The organism is Bradyrhizobium sp. MOS003 (assembly GCF_003020125.1).
Taxonomy (GTDB): Bacteria; Pseudomonadota; Alphaproteobacteria; order Rhizobiales; family Xanthobacteraceae; genus Bradyrhizobium.
This window is the reverse complement of record NZ_PYFW01000001.1, coordinates 2017227-2037370: the sequence shown is the minus strand read 5'-3', so window position 1 is coordinate 2037370 and position 20144 is coordinate 2017227. Positions and strand designations below refer to the sequence as shown.

General features: G+C 64.9%; 20 protein-coding genes. 12 read left to right on the top strand and 8 right to left on the bottom strand.

Features of this window, described 5'->3' with window-relative positions:
- Positions 1–3: 3 nt before the first annotated feature.
- Positions 4–1428 (bottom strand): FAD-binding oxidoreductase, encoded by a 1425-nt coding sequence (locus C7G42_RS09830; RefSeq protein WP_106948703.1) that lies wholly within the window; start codon positions 1426–1428, stop codon positions 4–6.
- Positions 1429–1511: 83 nt separating this feature from the next.
- Between C7G42_RS09830 and C7G42_RS09825 the strand changes: the two genes are divergently transcribed.
- On the top strand, positions 1512–2021 hold the full coding sequence (locus C7G42_RS09825) for a thioesterase family protein (protein WP_106948920.1): 510 nt from the start codon (positions 1512–1514) through the stop codon (positions 2019–2021).
- 10 nt (positions 2022–2031) lie between these two features.
- On the opposite strand, the gene C7G42_RS09820 is transcribed toward C7G42_RS09825, so the two are convergent.
- Positions 2032–3663: a helix-turn-helix domain-containing protein gene (locus C7G42_RS09820; protein ID WP_147250238.1), complete on the bottom strand. Its 1632-nt coding sequence runs from the start codon at positions 3661–3663 to the stop codon at positions 2032–2034.
- An 88-nt stretch (positions 3664–3751) separates the two neighbouring features.
- Here C7G42_RS09820 and C7G42_RS09815 point away from each other — a divergent pair, with 88 nt between their 5' ends.
- A complete protein-coding gene (locus tag C7G42_RS09815) occupies positions 3752–4585 on the top strand; it encodes a class I SAM-dependent methyltransferase (protein WP_106948701.1) in 834 nt (277 codons plus the stop codon).
- A gap of 66 nt (positions 4586–4651) precedes the next feature.
- Here C7G42_RS09815 and C7G42_RS09810 read toward each other — a convergent pair whose 3' ends face one another.
- A complete protein-coding gene (locus tag C7G42_RS09810) occupies positions 4652–4825 on the bottom strand; it encodes a DUF1328 domain-containing protein (protein WP_106948700.1) in 174 nt (57 codons plus the stop codon).
- Positions 4826–5057: 232 nt separating this feature from the next.
- Here C7G42_RS09810 and C7G42_RS09805 point away from each other — a divergent pair, with 232 nt between their 5' ends.
- From C7G42_RS09805 to C7G42_RS09770, 9 genes are all read left to right on the top strand, one after another.
- Positions 5058–7649, top strand: coding sequence for an ATP-dependent helicase (locus C7G42_RS09805; RefSeq protein ID WP_106948699.1), 2592 nt, complete (start codon positions 5058–5060; stop codon positions 7647–7649).
- Positions 7650–7657: 8 nt separating this feature from the next.
- Entirely contained in the window at positions 7658–7945 is a 288-nt protein-coding gene (locus C7G42_RS09800) for a type II toxin-antitoxin system HicB family antitoxin (protein WP_106948698.1), read from the top strand.
- Positions 7946–8033: 88 nt separating this feature from the next.
- A complete protein-coding gene (locus C7G42_RS35215) occupies positions 8034–8447 on the top strand; it encodes a hypothetical protein (RefSeq protein ID WP_199580749.1) in 414 nt (137 codons plus the stop codon).
- Positions 8447–9118 carry an OmpA family protein gene (locus C7G42_RS35210; protein WP_199580747.1) on the top strand — a complete coding sequence of 224 codons (672 nt, stop codon included), beginning with the start codon at positions 8447–8449 and terminating at the stop codon, positions 9116–9118. The genes C7G42_RS35215 and C7G42_RS35210 overlap by 1 nt, the downstream gene beginning before the upstream one ends.
- Before the next feature lie 171 nt (positions 9119–9289).
- Positions 9290–9808: an Mpo1 family 2-hydroxy fatty acid dioxygenase gene (locus C7G42_RS09790; RefSeq protein ID WP_106948696.1), complete on the top strand. Its 519-nt coding sequence runs from the start codon at positions 9290–9292 to the stop codon at positions 9806–9808.
- A 28-nt stretch (positions 9809–9836) separates the two neighbouring features.
- A complete protein-coding gene (locus C7G42_RS09785; protein ID WP_106948695.1) occupies positions 9837–10868 on the top strand; it encodes an NAD-dependent epimerase/dehydratase family protein in 1032 nt (343 codons plus the stop codon).
- A 27-nt stretch (positions 10869–10895) separates the two neighbouring features.
- Positions 10896–11522, top strand: a complete 627-nt coding sequence (locus C7G42_RS09780; protein WP_106948694.1) for a methyltransferase family protein — start codon at positions 10896–10898, stop codon at positions 11520–11522.
- Positions 11523–11769: 247 nt separating this feature from the next.
- Positions 11770–11979, top strand: coding sequence for a hypothetical protein (locus C7G42_RS09775; RefSeq protein WP_094977372.1), 210 nt, complete (start codon positions 11770–11772; stop codon positions 11977–11979).
- Positions 11980–12123: 144 nt separating this feature from the next.
- Complete coding sequence (locus C7G42_RS09770) at positions 12124–13428, top strand: PQQ-dependent sugar dehydrogenase (RefSeq protein WP_106948693.1); 1305 nt, start codon at positions 12124–12126, stop codon at positions 13426–13428.
- Positions 13429–13431: 3 nt separating this feature from the next.
- Here the strand turns inward: C7G42_RS09770 and C7G42_RS09765 are convergent, their stop codons facing one another.
- The gene (locus C7G42_RS09765; protein WP_106948919.1) at positions 13432–14256 is read right to left on the bottom strand and encodes an aspartate dehydrogenase; all 825 of its coding nucleotides are present in this window, start codon (positions 14254–14256) and stop codon (positions 13432–13434) included.
- Between the two features lie 125 nt (positions 14257–14381).
- Between C7G42_RS09765 and C7G42_RS09760 the strand changes: the two genes are divergently transcribed.
- Positions 14382–15455 carry a tartrate dehydrogenase gene (locus tag C7G42_RS09760; protein WP_106948692.1) on the top strand — a complete coding sequence of 358 codons (1074 nt, stop codon included), beginning with the start codon at positions 14382–14384 and terminating at the stop codon, positions 15453–15455.
- 36 nt (positions 15456–15491) lie between these two features.
- Here the strand turns inward: C7G42_RS09760 and C7G42_RS09755 are convergent, their stop codons facing one another.
- The 4 genes from C7G42_RS09755 to C7G42_RS09740 form a co-directional block, all read right to left on the bottom strand.
- Complete coding sequence (locus C7G42_RS09755; protein WP_106948691.1) at positions 15492–16433, bottom strand: LysM peptidoglycan-binding domain-containing protein; 942 nt, start codon at positions 16431–16433, stop codon at positions 15492–15494.
- A gap of 164 nt (positions 16434–16597) precedes the next feature.
- Entirely contained in the window at positions 16598–17587 is a 990-nt protein-coding gene (locus C7G42_RS09750) for a zinc-binding metallopeptidase family protein (protein WP_106948690.1), read from the bottom strand.
- 536 nt (positions 17588–18123) lie between these two features.
- Complete coding sequence (locus C7G42_RS09745; protein WP_158537581.1) at positions 18124–18933, bottom strand: outer membrane protein; 810 nt, start codon at positions 18931–18933, stop codon at positions 18124–18126.
- A 307-nt stretch (positions 18934–19240) separates the two neighbouring features.
- Entirely contained in the window at positions 19241–19960 is a 720-nt protein-coding gene (locus tag C7G42_RS09740) for a hypothetical protein (protein WP_106948688.1), read from the bottom strand.
- Positions 19961–20144: the final 184 nt, after the last annotated feature.

Sequence of the window (20144 nt, the reverse complement as noted above, 5' to 3'; positions counted from 1 at the left end):
GCGCTACGCCTCCGGCACGATCTTGCCGGGGTTGAAGATGTTGAGCGGATCGAGCGCCTTCTTCAGCGCCCGCATCGCATCGAGCGCCTCAGGCCCGAGCTCGGCCTCGAGATATTTCTGCTTGCCCTGGCCGATGCCGTGCTCGCCGGTGCAGGTACCGTCCATCGCTTGCGCGCGCTCGACCAGGCGATGCATGAACTCCTCGCCGCGCGCCATCTCGGCGGCGTCGTTGGTGTCGCACACGAGAGAGCAGTGGAAATTACCGTCGCCGACATGGCCGACGATCGGCGACAGCAAGTTGAGCCGTTTGAGATCTTCCTCGGTCTCGCCGACGCAATCGGCGAGCCGCGAGATCGGCACGCAGACATCGGTCGCGACCACGCCGATGCTGTCGCCGGGCCGCAGCGCCTTCACCGACCAATAGGCGTCATGCCGCGCCTGCCACAGTTTCGTGCGGTCTTCCGGCTTGGTGGTCCACGAGAAATCGCCGCCGCCGCAATCCCTGGCGATCTCGCCGAAGGCCTTGGACTGCTCGGCGACTTCGATCTCGCTGCCGTGGAATTCCATCAACAGCAGCGGCGTCTCCGGCAGCGTCAACTTCGAATAGGCATTGCAGGCCTTCACCTGTGCGGCGTTAAGCAACTCGATGCGCGCCACGGGAATGCCGGTCTGGATCGCCAGGATCACGGCCTGACAGGCCCCATGCACGCTCCCGAACGACACCGCGCCGGCCGCGATGGTCTCGGGGATGCCGCGCAGGCGGATGGTCAATTCGGAGATGATGCCGAGCGTGCCTTCGGCGCCGACGAACAGATGCGTCAGGTCGTAGCCCGCCGATGACTTCTTGGCGCGCGTGCCGGTCGTGATGATCTCGCCGTCGCCTCGCACCACCTTCAGCGCCAGCACGCTATCGCGCATGGTGCCGTAGCGCACCGCATTGGTGCCGGAGGCGCGGGTCGAGGCCATGCCGCCGAGCGAGGCATCGGCGCCGGGATCGATCGGGAAGAACAGGCCCTGGTCGCGCAGATGCTCGTTCAGCGCCTTGCGGGTGACGCCGGGCTGGATCACGCAGTCGAGGTCCTCGGCATGAACCGCGAGCACCTTATTCATGTCGCGCAGGTCGATCGAGATACCGCCGGCGGGTGCGTTGACCTGGCCCTCGAGCGAGGTACCGGTGCCGAAGGCAATGACGGGGACGTGATTTTTGGCGCAGATCCGCACGACATCCTGGATGTCCGCGGTCTCCTGCGCCATCACCACGCCGTCCGGCGGCTGGTTGGGAATCCAGGTGGTGGTATGGCCGTGCTGCTCGCGGACGGCCTGCGAGGTGATGAGGCGGTTGCCGAAGCGTGCGGCAAGCTGCTCCAGTGCGCTCGCGAGGGCTTTCGGCTCCGGCCGCGGCGGATTATTGGTGATGGTGGTGCCCACGAATTCCTCCCGACAGAAGAACCGTGGCAAAGGACATAAAGCCGGTCAAGTCAAGCGACCGGACGCATAGCTGGAAGGAAACGATGCCCGAGACTGCCGCCTCCGCGCCGAAGGCCGAACCGTTCCGCGCCTCGATCATGCAGATCGAGCCGCAATGGATCGACTATAACGGCCATCTCAACATGGCCTATTACAACGTGATGTTCGACCGCGCGATCGACCAGCTCTGGACCGAACTCGGCATCGGGCCGGCTTACATGAAGGAGCGCGGCGGTTCGACCTTCACTGCCGAATGCCACGTGCGGTATTTGCGCGAAATCCACCTCGGCGATCCCGTGCAGGTCTGGGTCTGGCTGCTGGAGGCCGACGACAAACGCCTGCACACGTTCGAGGAGATGCGGCATGCGACCGAGGGCTGGCTGTCGGCGACCTCCGAGAACATGTCGCTGCACATGGACATGACGGCGCGCAAGGTGGCGCCGTTCCCGCCCGATATCCGCGAGCGGATCCAGGCCGTGCGCAAGGCGCATGGTGCGGCGCCGCGGCCGGAAGGTATCGGGCGCAGCATCGCGATGCCGGCCAAGCTTGGGTGAAAGTCCCGCGCTAATCGGGCAGGCCGGCCTCCGAGAGCGCTTCGAGAATGAGATCCCGATAGGTCTGCTGCAGGGGCGGCATGCCGAGCTGCACTTGCGACAGGGTGAGGTCGGGATAGCTCGATCGCAGCGCTCCAAGGCTTCGGCCGGCTTCCGGGCGCGCACCGGTCAGGACATAGGCGGGACACAATGTCCGGTGCACCCAGGCTGCCGACGGATGCTCAGCCAGGCCCCGCGCCTGCCAGCGCGCTGCGGCGGCATAGTTGCCGGCATAGAAATAGGCACAGCCGATCCCGATGGTGCTGTTGAAGGCGAGAGGATCCTGCGGCGCCAGGTCGAGGGCGATCTTGAAGCGTTCGATCGCCGAGTCTGAATCGCCCCGGTAGACGTCGAGCCATCCGCTGCGACTCCACGCCCAGGCGGAGGCGCCATTGGCCGCCAGCGCCTTCTGGATTACGAGTGCCGCGCCGTCGAGTTTGTCGAGCAGGGTCAGCGCTGTTCCGACCACCGCGAGGACGGTCGGATCGGAGGAACGGGTTTGTGCCCGCCGGGCCAATTCCAGGCCTCGCGCCCGGTCTTCCCGAATGTCTGCGGTGAAGTGGTAGACCACCCGCTGAGCATGGACCCAGGCCGCAAGCGCAGCGGAGAGCGCGTGCGATGGGTCGCACGCCAGAGCGCGTTCCAGCAGTTCCAGCGCGCGGGCATTTCCGGCTTCGTCGAGCGAGAGCACACCCGGCATTGCGCGCAGGGCAAGTTCGCGAGGGCCGAGTTCGGCCAGCGGTCGGACCAGCACCTGGTCGATTTCGGCCGCACGCAGGCCGGGCTGCAAGGCGCCGACCACGCCAGCGGCCAATCGTTCGATGTCGGCTGACGCACCAACAGGATCGTCGATGCGATGCGCCCAGATCTGACGGCCGCCGTGCCGGTCGATCAGACGGAGCAGGAGCCGCTGGCCGCGGCCGGTCCCCCTCACCGCTCCGACCAGCTGATAGCGCGCCGAACGCGGCTCGGCCGCAACCGGCATCCCGATCCGCATCATGGCGACAGCAATCTCGTCGGCGATATCGTCCACCCGAGGCCGAATGGAGGAATCGGCCTCGATCGGGCCAAGATGGATCATGGGCTCATCCCACGAGGTCCTGCCCCCCTGCCACCTCGACTTCAACCCGTCCGCAAGACGCACCTGGCGGCTAATCGTCTCGGACGGTGTTTCACCGAATCTGTGCCGATATCCGATCGAGAATCGGCCGAAGTGGGTGAATCCGCAGCGCAGGGCCACGTCCATCACCCGCGTTTCGGGCCGCCCGCGCAAAAACTCGCGCCGCGCGCAGTCAAAGCTCCGGTCGCGCATGATCTCCTGCGGCGATTTGCCGAGAAACGTCCTGCAATGCCGCTGCAGGGTACGACCCGATACGCCCGCGAGCACGGCGAGTTCGGCGACGGTCCAGCGGCGCTCGCTGGTGTTGGACATCGCATCCAGAGCGGTCCGCACGCTGCGCGGGAGCGGACCCGATGGGCGATCATCGCTTCCAGTCATCGCGTCAGCCTCCTTCAGAAAGTGGTCTTGCTTCCGGACGAAAAGTTCACGGATGCGGATAGTCCTGTCGCGAAACGGATAGTCCGCAAGGACCTTCGCGGCCAAGTTCCCTGGGACCAGCACGCGCAGGCCTATTCGCGCCGCTCAAATTCCTGCGGGTGCAGGATCGCGAACACTGAAAAGGATCCCGATCATGACCATTTCCGCAACCGCCCAGGCCCCCGCGATCGATCTCGCGGCCCTAAAGACCCGGCAGCAGGGCGCCTGGTCGTCAGGCGACTACGCCGTCGTCGGCACCACGCTTCAGATCGTCGGCGAAGAGCTGTGCGAGGCGATGGATATCCGCGCCGGACAGTCGGTTCTCGACGTCGCCGCCGGCAACGGCAACGCTTCGCTGGCCGCTGCGCGCCGTTGGTGCCATGTCATCTCGACCGACTACGTTCCAGCCCTGCTCGATCGTGCGCGCGCCCGCGCGATAGCCGATGGCCTCGCGATCGAATTCAAGGAAGCGGATGCAGAGCAATTGAGCTTTGCCGACGGGACCTTCGATGCGGTGGTGTCCACCTTCGGCGTGATGTTCACGCCCGATCACGCCAAGGCGGCAGGTGAGATGCTGCGGGTGTGCCGGAGCGGCGGCAAAATCGGGCTCGCCAACTGGAGGCCGGACGGTTTCATCGGACAGGTATTCAAGACGCTCGGCAAGTATCTGCCGCCGCCATCCGGCGCATTGTCGCCGGCGCTGTGGGGCACCCGTCCACATCTGGAACGACTATTTGCCGCCGGCGCGGCCGAGATACGGGCCGAAAATCGGCAATTCACCTTCCGGTATCGCTCGCCAGAGCACTTCCTCGAAGTGTTCAAGACCTTTTATGGCCCCGTCCTGAAGGCCTATGCGGCCCTGGATGCCAATCAACAGGCAAGCCTGACGCAGGATCTGTTGCGGCTCATCGCATCCGCGAACAAGGCCCAAGATGGCAGCATGGTCGTACCCAGCGAGTATCTGGAGGTCGTCATCACGAGGCGTTGACGCCTGTTGGAAGCGAAGTGGCGCGAGCCCGTCACGTTAGGCTCGCGCGCGCTCGCATGATCGCGATCAAACCCTGTTGCGGCCGCGGGCCAGGCCGACCACGGCCGAGACCAAGAATAGAACGATCGCGATGAAGAAGATGATCTTGGCGATCTCGATCGAAGCGCCGGCGATGCCGCCGAAGCCCAAGATGCCGGCGATCAATGCGATAACCAGAAATGTCACAACCCAGCCAAGCATGGTAAAACCCTCGTCTTGATGTTTGCTCTGGCGCGGCGGGCCGCACCACCTGCCCAAACAATCTCGACGCTGGAACAATTGTTCCGGCCAGCACGGCGCGGAAATTCGCAAGGGCCCCCGGAACAAATTGGCTCGCCGTGCACGTGGAAAACCTCGTTCCGCGGCCCCATATAGGCATCGATCCCTGTTAGAAGGCTCCCTTCCGCCACCCCGCGGTGCCATCGTGGGGCCAATGATTCGCATGACCGAGCCGAGCAAAATCACGACCCAGACCGTACCCGACCACCAGCCCGCAGCCGGCGGCATCGCCGCACGTGCGCGCGCCTCGGTGGGCCCGAAATATCTGTCCGGGCTTAATCCCGAGCAGCGCGAGGCCGTGGAGACACTGGACGGCCCGGTCCTGGTGCTGGCCGGCGCCGGCACCGGCAAGACGCGCGTGCTGACGACGCGGATCGCCCATATCCTGAGCCAGGGCCGCGCCCGCCCCGCCGAGATCCTGTCGGTGACCTTCACCAACAAGGCCGCGCGCGAGATGAAGCACCGGCTCGGCCAGATGCTCGGCCACGCCGTCGAGGGCATGCCTTGGCTCGGCACCTTCCACTCCATCGGCGGCCGTATCCTGCGAACCCATGCCGAGCTGGCGCAGCTCAAGTCGAACTTCACCGTGCTGGACACCGACGACCAGGTGCGGCTGCTGAAGCAACTGCTGCAGGCCGACAACATCGACGACAAGCGCTGGCCGGCACGCATGCTCGCCGGCCTGATCGACGGCTGGAAGAACCGCGGCCTGACGCCGTCGCAGGTGCCGGCCGGAGAAGCCGCGATCTTTGCCAACGGCAAGGGCGGGAAGCTGTATGCGAGCTATCAGGAGCGGCTGAAGATTTTGAATGCGGCCGATTTCGGCGATCTGCTGCTCGAGGACATCCGCATCTTCCGCGAGCACCCGGATATTCTGCGGCAGTACCAGCAGCGCTTCAAATTCATCCTGGTCGACGAATATCAGGACACCAACGTCGCGCAATATCTGTGGCTGCGGCTGCTGTCGCAGGCGCCGTCTTCCAACCCGTCATTGCCGGGCTTGCCCCGGCAATCCATTGCGTCTTCAGACGGTGGATCACCGGGTCTCGACGCTTCGCATGGGCCCGGCGATGACGAGCATAGTGATGTTGCGCTGCCCGATGCGAACAACAAGCCTCACGTCAAGAACATCTGCTGCGTTGGCGACGACGACCAGTCGATCTATGGCTGGCGCGGCGCCGAGGTCGACAACATCCTGCGCTTCGACCATGACTTCCCTGGCGCCAAGGTCATTCGCCTCGAGCGCAACTACCGCTCGACCGGCCACATCCTAGCCGCCGCCTCGCATCTGATCGCACACAATGAAGGCCGGCTCGGCAAGACGCTGCGCACCGAGGACCAGGACGGCGAGAAGGTCACCGTGACGGGCTCGTGGGATTCGGAAGAGGAAGCCCGCGGCATCGGCGAGGAGATCGAGCAGATCCAGCGCAAGGGCGAGAAGCTCAATGAGGTCGCCATTCTGGTGCGCGCCTCCTATCAGATGCGCGAGTTCGAAGACCGCTTCGTCACGCTCGGCCTGCCCTATCGCGTCATCGGCGGCCCGCGCTTTTACGAGCGCGCCGAAATCCGCGACGCGCTGGCGTACTTGCGCGTCATCAACTCGCCGGCCGACGACCTCGCCTTCGAGCGCATCGTCAACGTGCCCAAGCGGGGACTTGGCGATGCCACCGTGCAGATGCTGCACGACCACGCCCGCAAGCGCCGCATTCCCTTGTTCGATGCGGCGCGTGCCGTGGTCGAGACCGACGAGCTGAAGCCGAAAGCGCGCGGAAGTCTGCGCGAGGTCGTCGCCCAGTTCGACCGCTGGCGGGCCCAGCGCGAGGTCACCGCGCACACCGACCTCGCCCAGATCGTGCTCGACGAGAGCGGCTATACCGAGATGTGGCAGAAGGACCGTTCGGCTGACGCCGCGGGCCGGCTGGAGAACCTGAAGGAGCTGGTGCGCTCGATGGAGGAGTTCGAGAACCTGCAAGGCTTCCTCGAGCACATCTCGCTGGTGATGGACCGTGACAGCGGCGCCGACGAAGACGCGGTATCGCTGATGACGCTGCACTCGGCCAAGGGACTCGAATTCGACAACGTTTTCCTGCCGGGCTGGGAAGAGGGTCTTTTCCCGAGCCAGCGCACGCTGGACGAACAGGGCCGCGCGGGGCTGGAGGAAGAGCGCCGGCTCGGCCATGTCGGCCTGACCCGCGCCCGCCGTCGCGCCATGATTTATTTCGCCACCAACCGCCGCATCCACGGCACCTGGTCGACCACGATCCCCTCGCGCTTCCTCGATGAGCTGTCGGCGGCCAATGTCGAGATCACCGAATCCAAGGGCGGCTCGGCCTGGGGCGGCACTGGCGGTTACGGCGCCTCGCGCTTCGACGACATGGAAGCCTTCGGCTCGACTTATTCGACGCCGGGCTGGCAGCGCGCGCAAGCCAACCGCAATCGGGGTGGCGGCCGCAACGGCGGCGGAGGGAGCGGCTTCGAGGAAGAGTCCGCGACGTTCTCGTCCTCCGCGTCGTCGGGCCCCGACTTCGGCAGCTTCTCCTCACGCCGCCGCGGTCCGATGACCATCGAGGGCGAGCTGGTCGCCAAATCGACCGGCACGACCTCGGACTTCTCGCTGTCCGACCGCGTCTTCCACCAGAAATTCGGTTACGGCCACGTCACCAAGATCGACGGTAACAAGCTCACGATCCACTTCGACAAGGCCGGCGAGAAGAAGGTCGTGGACAGTTTCGTGCAGCGGGCGTGAGCCACGACATGGCTCTGTATGTTGCCATCATCGAGGACACCGATCCCGACGCCGTCAGCCTGTGGTTTCCGGACCTCCCCGGCTGCATTTCCGGCGGTGACGATGTCGAGGAGGCCCTGGAAAGTGCACCCGAGGCGCTCGCCTTCTATGCGCAGGAGCTGATCGCGGACGGCCGGCAGCTTCCCCCACCGCGCACGCTGGACGAGCTCAAGGCCGACCCTGAGTTCGCCGACGACCTCAGCAAACTGACGGTCGCCCTGATCGAATGGCCGCCCCGCGACGACGCCGACCAGTGAGGACTGTTCGCCGCACCGGCCGAACTCTCGACAGTTCTCGCCCGAACAGGTCTTGACCATCGCGAACTTCCCCGTATCAGATGCGCCCATGGTCCGAGGCATCACACTGATCTTGCTGGCATTGGGGATGCCGTCGCTTGCGGCGGCGGAGACCATGAGCTTTGGCGATTCGATCGGGCTGCTGGCCAAAAGCTGCGGCGCGGAAATCGTCGCCAATTGCCGCGGCGTCAACCCGGATTCGACCCGCCTGAAGGAGTGCCTGTCGCGCAACCGCGACGTGCTGTCCCAGCAGTGCGCGAGCGACTATCTCGGCGCGTTCGACGCCATCCAGAAGCGCGTCGCCGCGCGCGTCACGGTGGCGAACGCCTGCCAGCGCGAGATCGTCAAGGTCTGCGGCGGCTCGACCAAGGAGACCAGCAAGTCGGTCCCCTGCCTGGTTTCGACGCCCAAGGGCATCAGCAACAACTGCCTGAAGGCCGTCGACGACGCGGGGTACCGCTGATGCGCGCGAGCAGGCTCTTCATTGCCGGAGCTGCGGTCGTGCTCGGCCTTGCTTTGCTTGCGGGCGCGGCCGGCGCCCAGACTGCGGCGCCGACCCGCGACGACATCGTCGGCAAGCTCAACCATTTCGAAGAAGCCGCGGAGGTCGACCTTCCCGCGCTGAAGCAGCAGGTGATGGAGCGCGCCAAGACCAGGATCAAGAACGATCCGGGTCCGGTGAACCGGCCGCTGATCGCGCCTGACCTCGCCAAGCTGCCCACCTTCAGCGCGCAGATCCAGTTCGATGCCGACACGCCGATCATCCAGCCGGCCTCCTACCAAACCGTCGGCCGCATTGCGGACGCGCTGGTTCATTCGTCGCTGCTGCCCTACACGTTCCTGATCGTCGGCCACGTCGAATCCAACTCGAAGACGCGGGAGGCCAACGCGATCCTGAGCCAGCGGCGCGCCGACGCGATCCGCGACGTGCTGGTGAACACGTTCAAGATCTCGACCAAGCGGCTGCATCCGATCGGCCTCGGCGAGGAGCAGTTTCTCGACCGGGCCAAGCCGACCGCGGCCGTCAACGGCCAGTTGCAAATCCTGACCTATGCCAAGGTGCCCGAGGACGCACCTGCGCGTCCGGCTGCGGCGCCCGCACCTGCGGCGAAAAAGCCCGCCAAGAAGCGCTGAGCGAACGCAACTTTGCATCTGCGGGAACCCTTTGAAGTCCCGATCGTTTTGTGGTCTGTCCCAGGCGCGCTGATTGTTTCGCGCGCGACATTGGCGGCGGTTTGTGCACCGCCCGGTCCGGTGCTATAGCCACTGTTCGCCCTTCCCGACCCCGAGTTGCATGAGACCGAAATGGGTGGCTATTTCCAGCGCCAACTTGCCGTTTATGTCGACTACCATCGCGACCCCCGGAACACGGCGATGCATGTGGTCGGCATACTGCTGTTGTTCACCGGCGCCGTGATGCCGCTGACGCTGGTCCGGCTGCCGCTGTTCGGTTTTGACGTCAGCCTCGCCGTGATTCTGGCCTTGCCGGTCCTGATTTATTGGCTACTGCTCGATGTGGCGCTGGGGATCGGGATTCTGGCGGTCTCGATCGTGCTATTTTCGGTTGCGGCCACCGTTGCGGCGCAAGTCAGTACCGTGACGATGTGGGCGATTTTTGCCGCGCTGGTGGTGCTCGGACTCGCCGCGCAGGCCATCGGCCACAAGGTTTTCGAGGGCCGCGAAGCCTCGTTGTTCACTTTTCCGTCGCACCTTTTGCTCGGACCGATGTTCGTAATGGCAAAATTATTCATTGCACTGGGCTTCCGTCGCGACCTTGCCGCGATTCTGGCGCCTCTTCCGGCCAATTCCCTTTCAACCCGATAGCTCTCGAAGCGAAATAGCAACCTTCTGCATGGCTCTCGTTCTGGTTACCGGTGGCAGTGGCTTCATCGGACATCACCTCGTAGAAGCGCTCCGCGCCCGTGGGCAGCGGGTGCGCGTTCTCGATGTCCGTGCGCCGGCCGCAGCGAACGCGGACGTCGAGCACGTCCAGGGTTCGGTGCTGGACGGCGCCGCGGTCGATGCCGCGGTCGCCGGGGTCGATCAGGTTTATCATCTCGCCGGCCTGCCCGGCATGTGGGTCGCCCACAAGCAGGACTTTCACGACGTCAATTTCCGCGGTACCGAGGTGGTGCTCGCAGCCGCGATGAAGCGCGGCGTGTCGCGCTTCTTGCACTGCTCGACGGAATCGATCCTTTTCCCCTATACCGATCTCAAGGGCGTTGCCGCCGAAGAGGCGCTGCAGCCGGCTGACGCAATGCCGGGTGCCTATACGCGGTCGAAGTCGCTCGCCGAGCATCATGCCGCGAAAGCGGCGGCCAGCGGCTTTCCGCTCGTGATCGGCACGCCGACCATGCCGATCGGCGCGGCCGACCACAATCTGACGCCGCCGACGGCGATGCTGTGGTACTTCCTCCAGAAGAAGGTGCAGCCGCATCTCAACTTCCTGGTCAACCTCGTCGATGTCCGCGACGTCGCCATGGGCCTCGTGCTGACCATGGAGCGAGGCCGCATCGGCCAGCGCTATATCCTCGGTGGCGACTGCGTCCCGCTCGGCAACATCCTGCGGATGATGTCGGCGATGAGCGGCCGCCGGCAATATCCGATCGTCGTGCCCGGCAGAATCGCCGAACTCTCCGCGATCATGCTGGAATACATCGCCGACCATTTCACGCGCAGGCCGCCCAACGGCACCGCCGAGGGCGTGCGCATCGCGCTCGCCGCCAGCGACCTCTCGATCGACAAGGCGCGCACCGAGCTCGGCTATTCACCACGTCCGATCGAGCCCGTGCTGCGCGAAACCATCACCCATCTGCTCGCCCGCAACGGTCAGCAGCCCTCCGGGGCCCTCGAGCATCACGCGCTCTCCTCGCGCGCGAGCTAAAGCCGCCGCCCAACGCAAAGAACCTTCATGTCCTTCGATTTCAGCAAGCTTCTCTCCGTCGCCTGGGGTGGCTGGACCACGGCCTGGCCGACCGAAATCCTGGCCCTGGTCTGGCTCGCCTTTCTCGCCAGCTGGGTCGGCGCCTCGTTCTGGCAGGGGCGGACCAAGAAGCAGGTCATGACGCTGGAGTCGCAGCGCTATCGTCTGCCGATCCTGATCGGCGGCATCCTGTACACGCCGTGGGTTGCACAGCTCCTGGGTTGGAAACCGCTTTGGGTGCTCGGCAACACCGGTATCACCATCGCCGCAATCCTCTCGGCCGCCGGCATCGCCTTCGCCTGGTGGGGCCGGCTGCATCTCGGAAAATTCTGGTCGAACACCATCACCCACAAGGAAGACCACCGCGTCATCGACACCGGTCCCTACGGCATCGTGCGTCACCCGATCTACACCGGCCTGATCTTCGGCATGCTCGTCACCGGCATCGCAATCGGCCTCGTAACGACGATCCTCGGCGCGATCCTGATCTCGCTCGGCATGTGGCAAAAGGGCCGGATGGAAGAGGTGTTCCTCTCCAAGGAGCTCGGCGAAGACGCCTATGGCGCCTATTGCCGCCGGGTGCCGATGATCATCCCGTTCCTGTCGCCGCGGTGAAGGCGTAGCAGCTCGCCTCAGTCTCGTGCCCCGGACGCGCTGCAGCGTGCAACGCTGCTGCGCAGAGCCGGGACCCAGATAGCGCGGCTTATGCGTGCCGATAAGATTGACCCCGGCACTGCAGCGCACGGCAAAAGGCGCGCTGCACTGCGTTCGGGGCACGAGCGCACGATCCGCCGACAGGAACCGCCGCTCCGCCAGCTCGTTACCTATTCGACGCATGCAATTAGCCGCAGAGCATCGAGCCATGTCGGACGCCTACGATTATTTCCGCGAGCACGCGATCGCCGCCATCCGCAAGGCGCGGGCGCTGCCACGCGGGCGGCCGAAGCAGAAGCAGCGCACAGTGGCGCGGGTCTATCATCTGCTGTCCAAGGAGGCCGCGCTGGCTCCGAACATCCAGCACCTCGATGATTTTCGCGTGGCACGGCAGCTGGAGCGGCAGATCCGAGGCTGATCTCCGGGCAACGGCCATCGACGTTCGGCCCATGCAAAATCGATCGGCTGCCATTCCACGGGAATAGGCCCGGCCGGCGCCCCACACAGGTTGACGTCTGCCCCGTCAACCAGTTGGATGCGCGCCAAAACAGGGGCCCTCCGCATGACCTTCTCCAGCATCTTTGCGCAGTTCGTTGCGCTTCTCGGCGGCATCGCGCTGCAATGGCGCAAGCTGTCGGGCACCGTGCCTGCGCCGGCCTGGGGAGAAAAACCCGCCATTCCCGAGGCGAAGCCGCAAGGCGCGATCCCGACCTTGAAGATGCCGACCGCACGCGGCTGGAGTGAGGGCCAGAAGCCGACCGTCACGCCCGGGCTCAAGGTCAACGCGTTCGCGACCGGGCTCGACCATCCGCGCTGGATCGAGGTGCTGCCCAATGGCGACGTGCTGATCGCGGAAGCAACGCAGATCGCGGGCGCACCGCGCAGCGTGTTCCACTATGCGATGCAGGCCACGATGCGGCGCGCCGCGGCGCTCGGCGTGTCCGCCGACCGCATCACGCTGCTGCGCGACAAGGACGGCGACGGCGTCGCGGAAATTCGTGGCGCCTTCATGGAAAATCTCAGCCAGCCGTTCGGCATGGCGCTGGTCGGCGACACCTTCTATGTCGGCAACACCGATGGCGTGATGGCCTTTCCTTACGTCGCCAACGCCGACCGCATCACCGCGCCGGGCAAGCGCCTCACCACTTTCAAGCCGAGCGGGCACTGGACCCGCAGCCTGCTCGCAAGCCCCGACGGCAAGAAGCTCTATGCCGGCGTCGGCTCGCTCAGTAACATCGCCGAGATGGGCATGGAGGTCGAGGAGGGCCGCGCCGCGGTCTACGAGCTCGACCTCGTTGCCGGTACGCACCGTATTTTCGGCGCGGGCCTGCGCAACCCGGTCGGGCTGGCGTGGGAGCCGAATACGGGTGTGCTCTGGACCGTCGTCAACGAGCGCGACGGGCTCGGCGACGAGACGCCGCCGGATTATCTCACCTCGGTGCGCGACGGCGGTTTCTACGGCTGGCCCTATTGCTACTGGGGCAAGACGGTGGACGACCGCGTGCCGCAGGATCCTGCGATGGTCGCCAAGGCTATTCAACCGGACTACGCGCTCGGCGGTCACACCGCCTCACTCGGCCTGTGCTGGATGCCCGCAGGCACGCTGCCGGGTTTCCCCGACGGCATGGTCATCGGCCAGCACGGCTCGTGGAATCGCAGCACGCTGTCCGGCTACAAGCTGGTGTTCATCCCGTTCGAGAACGGCAAGCCATCCGGCCCCGGTCGCGACATCCTGTCGGGCTTCCTGTCCCCGGACGAGAAGGAATCCTACGGCCGGCCGGTCGGCGTCGTGATCGGCCCCGACAAGAAATCACTGCTGATGGCCGACGACGTCGGCAACGTGATCTGGCGCGTGACGGGCGCGTAAGAGTTACGTCCCCACGCACAGCGTGGCGCGCTGCTTGCGGAGTAGCGCGATCACCGACAGCGCCGTGATCAGCCCGGTCTTGGGATTATCCGACGGGATGTTCTCGATGCCCATCGAAAACCGCGCCGAATCCGCCTCGACCTCGATGCGGTGAACGTTGCGCGTCACGGTCGGGTCGGCCCAGACCTGGATCTGGGTGCGGTCGGGGCCGATGCCCGCCAGCGACAGCGCAACGGCGACATTGACGTTCGCCGGAAAGCCCTTCGCCGCTTCCCGCGCGCTGCCCTCGAACAGTTTGAGCGGCTCGCGCAGATTGTCTATCTCGATGTTGTTCTGCACGATGAACGGCGCGCCCTTCAGCCCGTCGATCGGCTTGCGCGTCACCATCTTCACGGAATGAATGGTGCCGATCGCCGCCGCATTGACGGCATCCAACCCGATCAGCGCGCCGGTCGGCACGATGATCCGGCCGCCATTGGTGCGGGCGAGATCGACGAGATCGAAATTGTCGAGGAGGCCACCGACGCTGACGACGACCGCGGCCTTGCCGCGCTTCACCGCAGGCTCGACGATCGCGCGCAACTGGCTGCTCGGCGCGCATTCGACCACGATATCGGCGACCTCGCCGAGTTGATCGATCGGCAGGATCTTTGGCGGATGACGCAGACCGCCGATGTAGGCCTGATGCTTGGCGGGATCGCGCACGGCCACGGCCGACAGCGTCAGCCCCTCGATGCCCTGATCGAGCGCGGTGGCGATCTTGGTGCCGATCGAGCCAAGGCCTGCGATGGCAACCCTCAACTCGTGGGAGGCTTTCTGTCCGGTCATCGCATCCTGCTTTTTCGCTGCGACTGATGTCATAGCGCATCATTTTCTGTATAAGCCAGCGCGAATTGCTTCGGCTCGCCAGCCCCATCTGGGCGCGCCACGGCCTGGTCCCATGGAGATTTCCTATGCGCACCCATTCGATCGCAGCCATTCCCGCCGACGGCATCGGCCCCGAGGTGATCTCGGCCGGCGTCCGGGTACTGGAGGCTCTCGCAAAACGCAGCGGCGATCTTGCCTTCAACGTCAGGACGTTCGACTGGGGCTCGGATTATTACAAGAAGCACGGCGTGATGATGCCGGTCGACGGTCTCGCGGAGCTGAAGAAGTTCGACGCGATCTATTTCGGCGCGGTCGGCGCCCCTGATGTGCCCGATCACATCACGCTATGGGGCCTGCGGCTGCCGATCTGCCAGGGCTTCGACCAATACGCCAATGTGCGCCCGACCAAGATCCTGCCCGGCGTCGCCTCGCCGCTGCGCAATGTCGGCGTCGGCGATCTCGACTGGGTGATCGTGCGCGAGAATTCGGAAGGCGAATATGCCGGCATGGGCGGCCGCGCGCACAGGGGCCTGCCGGAAGAGGTCGGCACCGAGGTCGCGATCTTCACCCGCGTCGGCGTCACCCGCATCATGCGCTATGCGTTCCAGCTCGCGCAGTCGCGTCCACGCAAATTCCTGACCGTGGTGACCAAGTCGAACGCGCAGCGCCACGGCATGGTGATGTGGGACGAGATCGCGGCCGAGGTCGCGACCGAATTTCCCGATGTGACCTGGGACAAGATGCTGGTCGACGCCATGACGGTACGGATGACGCTGCATCCGAAGAGCCTCGACACCATCGTGGCGACCAATCTCCATGCCGACATCCTCTCCGACCTCGCCGGCGCACTTGCGGGGAGTCTGGGCGTGGCGCCGACCGGCAACATCGATCCGCAGCGCCGCTTCCCCTCGATGTTCGAGCCGATCCACGGCTCGGCTTTCGACATCACCGGCAAGGGAATCGCAAATCCGGTCGCGACGTTCTGGACCGGCGTGCAGATGCTCGAGCATCTCGGCGAAGAGGATGCGGCCTCGAGGCTCATGGCGGCGGTCGAGCGTGTCTGCGCGGCGGGCGTGCTCACGCCCGATGTCGGCGGCAAGGCGACGACGAAGGAAGTGACGGATGCGGTGATCGACGCAATCAACGGGTCGAACGTGTAGCCCTCCTTTTCCGCGCTCGCGGAAGAGGTGAAGAGCCTACTTCCGCTTCGCTGGAACCGGCTGCGGTGTCGCCATCGCGGATGCAGGCTCGGGCGGCGTCAGGTGGCGGGGAACGATGATGGTCTGGCCCGGGGTAAGCTGCGCGTTCTCTGCAAGCGAGTTGCTCTGCGCCAGTGTCCACAGCGGCACGCGATTGGCGGCTGCGATGCTCTCCATGGTGTCGCCGGGGCGCACCGGCACCCGCACGCCACTATCCCACAATTCAACCAGCGTATCCGCGGGCACCAGATAGCGCAGCGGCACGGCACCGGACTGGGTCTGTGGCGGAATGCGCGGCAGTTGCGTCACCATCTCGAGGATCTGGCGATGGATGTCGTCGGACTTTTCGATGTTGATGTGCGAGACGCGGCTGTTTGCCTTGAGGTCGTAGCTGGCATAATGGCCGCGAAAGCCGGGGACCGCGACGACGTCGCCGCCGCCGAGCACGCTGTCGGACAGGAAGATGTTGATGAAGCGCTCGACATTGAGCGGCACGTCGCCGGTCGCATGCGCAGGGTCGATGGCGATGACGAGGCTGATCGGGATGTTTTCCTTTTCCGCCATCTCGGAGATGATGATCGAGCACAGCCCGCCCATGGAGTGGCCGATCAGCACGATCGGCGCCGCCTTCTCCTTGTAGCTGGCGATGACGCGGTTGCCGATGAACCGGCACAGGGTGAATTCATAGACGTCGGCGGAAAAGCCGGCCTGCGTCAGCTTCTCGCTGAGCCGGTCCATGCCGGTCGAGAAGATCGGTCCCATGGCGCCGCGGAACAGGTAGATTTTGGGCGGCGGCAATGGCTCGAAGGGCGGAGGCGGCGGCGCTGTGGGGACGGCCGCAGTCGACTTTGATTTGGCGGGTGAGGCAGCGGCCATGCCGGTGCTCAGGGCTAGCAGCACGACAGCTGCCAGCGCGACGAGGCGCCTCAGATCAATCATCAGTCCAGTAGTCCCACCACAGGGGCGATTGCCCCACCGGTGCTTAGTGACCACCGATTGGGTGGATTTTGGGGCACGGGAACCCGGAACACGGTCGGCGGAGTCTTGCACGACTCACCAGGCCGGGAAGGGTCAGGGCTCGTCGTCCCCGGAATAAACCGCTTCTACGCCGCCAACCTCTGCTGATCGCGGAATGCGCTGATCACCATGTGCACGAGATGCAACTTGCCTTTCACGGCCGGCGATATGTCGAACGGGTAGGCGTCGCTCATACCGAGCGACCTGTTGAGCTCGTTAATGCCACGGGAGAGAGGCTCCCACAACGCCAGCAGGGCCTCGAAGTCGCTCTCCAGATAGGGATCCGTCAGGGTCTGCCGAGCGCGCTCGTCCAGGGCCAGCGGCAGGCCTGCCACCGAATCGAGGGTCGACAGGATGTGCAGGAAGTGCGCAAAGGTTTCGGCCCAGTCCTCCCAGGGATGTGACGTCGCGTACGCGCTGATGAAGCCTGTCCGGTCATATGATCGATCGGCGCGGCCGTAATAGCTGCGCAGCGCGGCTTGATAGTCCTGCGTTTCGTCGCCGAAGATAAGCCGGAACGGCGCCCGGAAATTGGTGCCGTCGACGAGACCGTCCCAGTAGAAGTGGCCGATCTCGTGGCGAAAGTGCCCCAGCAGGGTTCTGTAGGGCTCGCGAAACGATACCCGGCGAGCCTCGCGCTCCACGTCATCGGCTTCAGCAAGGTTAAGCGTGATCAGGCCCGACAGGTGCCCGGTCAATATCGGGGCTGTCTCCGCCGAGAGAATGTCGAATGCGACGCTCGCGCCGCTCCGCGACACCAGCGGGAGCCGCAGTCGCCGGAGGTCGTAGAGGAGACGACGCTTGGCTGCTTCCACACGTCGCCACAGCATGACGTTCCTGGCACTGCCGAGGTTCGGGATAGTTCGCGTCAGACGGCAGGCCTCACAGTACGATTCCGCCCCGTCGACCGACCAGTTGCAGCGGATGATGTCACGATTGCTGCAGGGACGTTTGGAAGCCAGCAACGTCATGCCGATGCACGAGGGATCGAACGTCAACTGGTTGCCACAGGTCGCGCACTCCGTCTGCTCGAACGAGACGGCTTGACGGCACGACGGGCACTGGAATTCTCTCATGCGTCATAGCCCCAATTGACGTCACGCCATCAGATCACGCTATTTTGCCGAGGCATCGCGACCGGTTTGCCGACCGCCGGCCAGCAAGGTGCGTTGTATCCTGAGGGCGCGTTCCCTCAGCCGACTGGCCCAAGCCGCACTCAATCGAGCCCAGCGCTGCTTTGGAGGCCAGCTTTCGGCGACCGACCGGCCGTCCCAGGCGCGCTCGGGCTGAGTTGTCATCGGGCCGGCGTTTCGTCGCTTTGCCATGATGCAACAACATCGGATCGCGCGCCGAGTTCCCGCGCACGCTCCCCTACGCCGAGCAAGGCCCGGAATCTTTGCCTATTTTTCCCGTTGGCAAGGCGATCAATCGGTTGAGCCTTTCAGCGGTAAAGAACGACAAAGGGTGGCTGACGCTCCAAGACAATCTCAAGGAAGCCCCGGGCTTCGAGTACGACAAGGCCAGCACGACCTGGGTGCCCGCGACGAAGTAAGTCCGTCGCCGTCGACGCTGCCACAGGGCGTGCCGCTTCCGCAGCGCGTCTCCCGCAGGATCAGTATTTCGCGACGACGGGCGCGGCCCAATCGAACTTGTAGTTCAGGCCCGCCTTCACGATATTGCCCCGGGTCGAGAAGCTGTAGGTCGCGAAATCGGCGCCGACAGGATTGGTCTGGGGGCCCGTGATGAGACGGCTGCCGAGAGCGTAATAGAGGTACTCGCCCTTCACGGTCCAGTTCCTGGCGACGGCCCACTCAGCACCTGCGCCCACGGTCCAGCCGTAACGGAGGTCCGAGGCGCTCGCGATGAACTGGCGCGCGGGCACCGGCGCATTGAAGAGTTCGTTGATATTGGCGCTGTCCTTGACGTTGGCGTAAGCGAGACCTCCCGTCACGAACAACAACAGCCGCTGCGATACGATTCCGCCGAGACGGCCGCGCACCGTACCGAAGAAGTCGATCTTCTCGCTCGCGCTAGTTCGGACATTGGGTCCGAGCAAGGGGAGATCGACGTTGCGGGAATTCTTGATGTCAGCGAAATCGAAATCCGCCTCGATGCCAACCAGCCCGGCACCGAACTGGTAATTCCATCCGACCTGTCCGCCGACGAGATAGCCTTCCGGCCGCAGTCCGCCGACGGCGAAGGGGACGGCGCCTGGCTGCGAGACCGAGATCAAGGGCGTGCCCGAAACGGCGACGTCGCCGGAATTATTCCAGGCATAGGCGCCATTCACGCCGACATAGAAGCCGCTCCAATTGTAACCGGGATCGACAGCCGCAGAACGCGCCTTGTAGGCGAGATCCGCGGCCGACGCCGCCACCGGTCCGAGAGCGAGGATCAGGGTGGCCGCACCAAGTCTCTTCATGATCATCCCCAGTCGATCGCGCCAGACAAGCAGCGCAAGATTCCAAAGCCATTCGACCGGAGATCGCACATGATTCGTCCGGGCGCGTTCGGCAGTCACAGCCAAAGCACAACCCCGGGCGGGATGGCTTGGATAATTCCGACGAAAGTAAGCGCGTCGCGACGATGAGGAGCGCGGGACGAGGTTTTCACCTCCAGCGCAACAGATCACTGCCCGCTCTTGGATGGCGAGCAACAGGCGTAAAGCAATGCAGCCGCCGACCTGAGGTCTGCGGCTGCAAAAATCACGTCGAGCTGGTTGGCGAGCTTCAGTTCCTTGCCGGAGCCGTCGCCGCCGCCGAGCGTGCTTGCCGGGGTGCGCCGGGCTCGGCGACCGAAACCGCCGGCGCGCGCGAGCGCATGATCGCGGCATCGATCTCTGCAATGACGCGGCGCTGGATCGCCTCGTTCTTGTCGATCGAGATGTGGCCGACGCCGGTGCCGCGGACGTCGACATTGTCGAGCTTGCCGCGGAAGCCGTTTTCAGGCTTCACCGGCTCGCCGGGACCGTCGCCGATATAGATGTTGATGTAGCGCTCCGCGCCGGTCGAGAGCTTGGTCTTGAACACGGAATCGAGACCGACCGCGAGCTTCACGGGCACGCCGAGCCGGTTGAGTTTCGCGATCATGTCGGGCAGCGCGGTCGCACCGGAGGAATGCCCGACCAGGACGATGGTCTTGAGCCGGCCGGCCCTGTAGGCGGCCGCGGCTTCATCGGCCAGCGAGGACCATGACACAAAGTTGGCGACGGTCACCGGGATGCCCTGCGCCTGAAGCCGGGCGCCGATCGTGTCGAGCCCGAGCGAGAAGATGTTGAGCACGCCGCGGAGCAGATAGACATGGGTCGTCGCGACCTGGGCCTGGCTCGGGGCGGCCCGGGCCGTGGTCGGGCTGATGGCAACAGTTGACAGCACGAGCAGGCAGATCGCCCATACACGGAGGGCGGACAATTGGCTGGCGCCGGCGGTGTGGCGGCCGTTCGGTCTCATCGGTGTTTTCCCTGGGGACAATACGCTCTGCGATTGGGCGGAATCGTAGCCACGGCCCGCTCGCAGACGCAACAAAGAGCCGCGTGAACGTCGATCTTAGCCACAGCCCGTGACCATCGCGCAACACCTGCCTGGAACATGCCACCGAAGCGCCTGTTTTGAGACCATTTCTCTGTTGCCAATT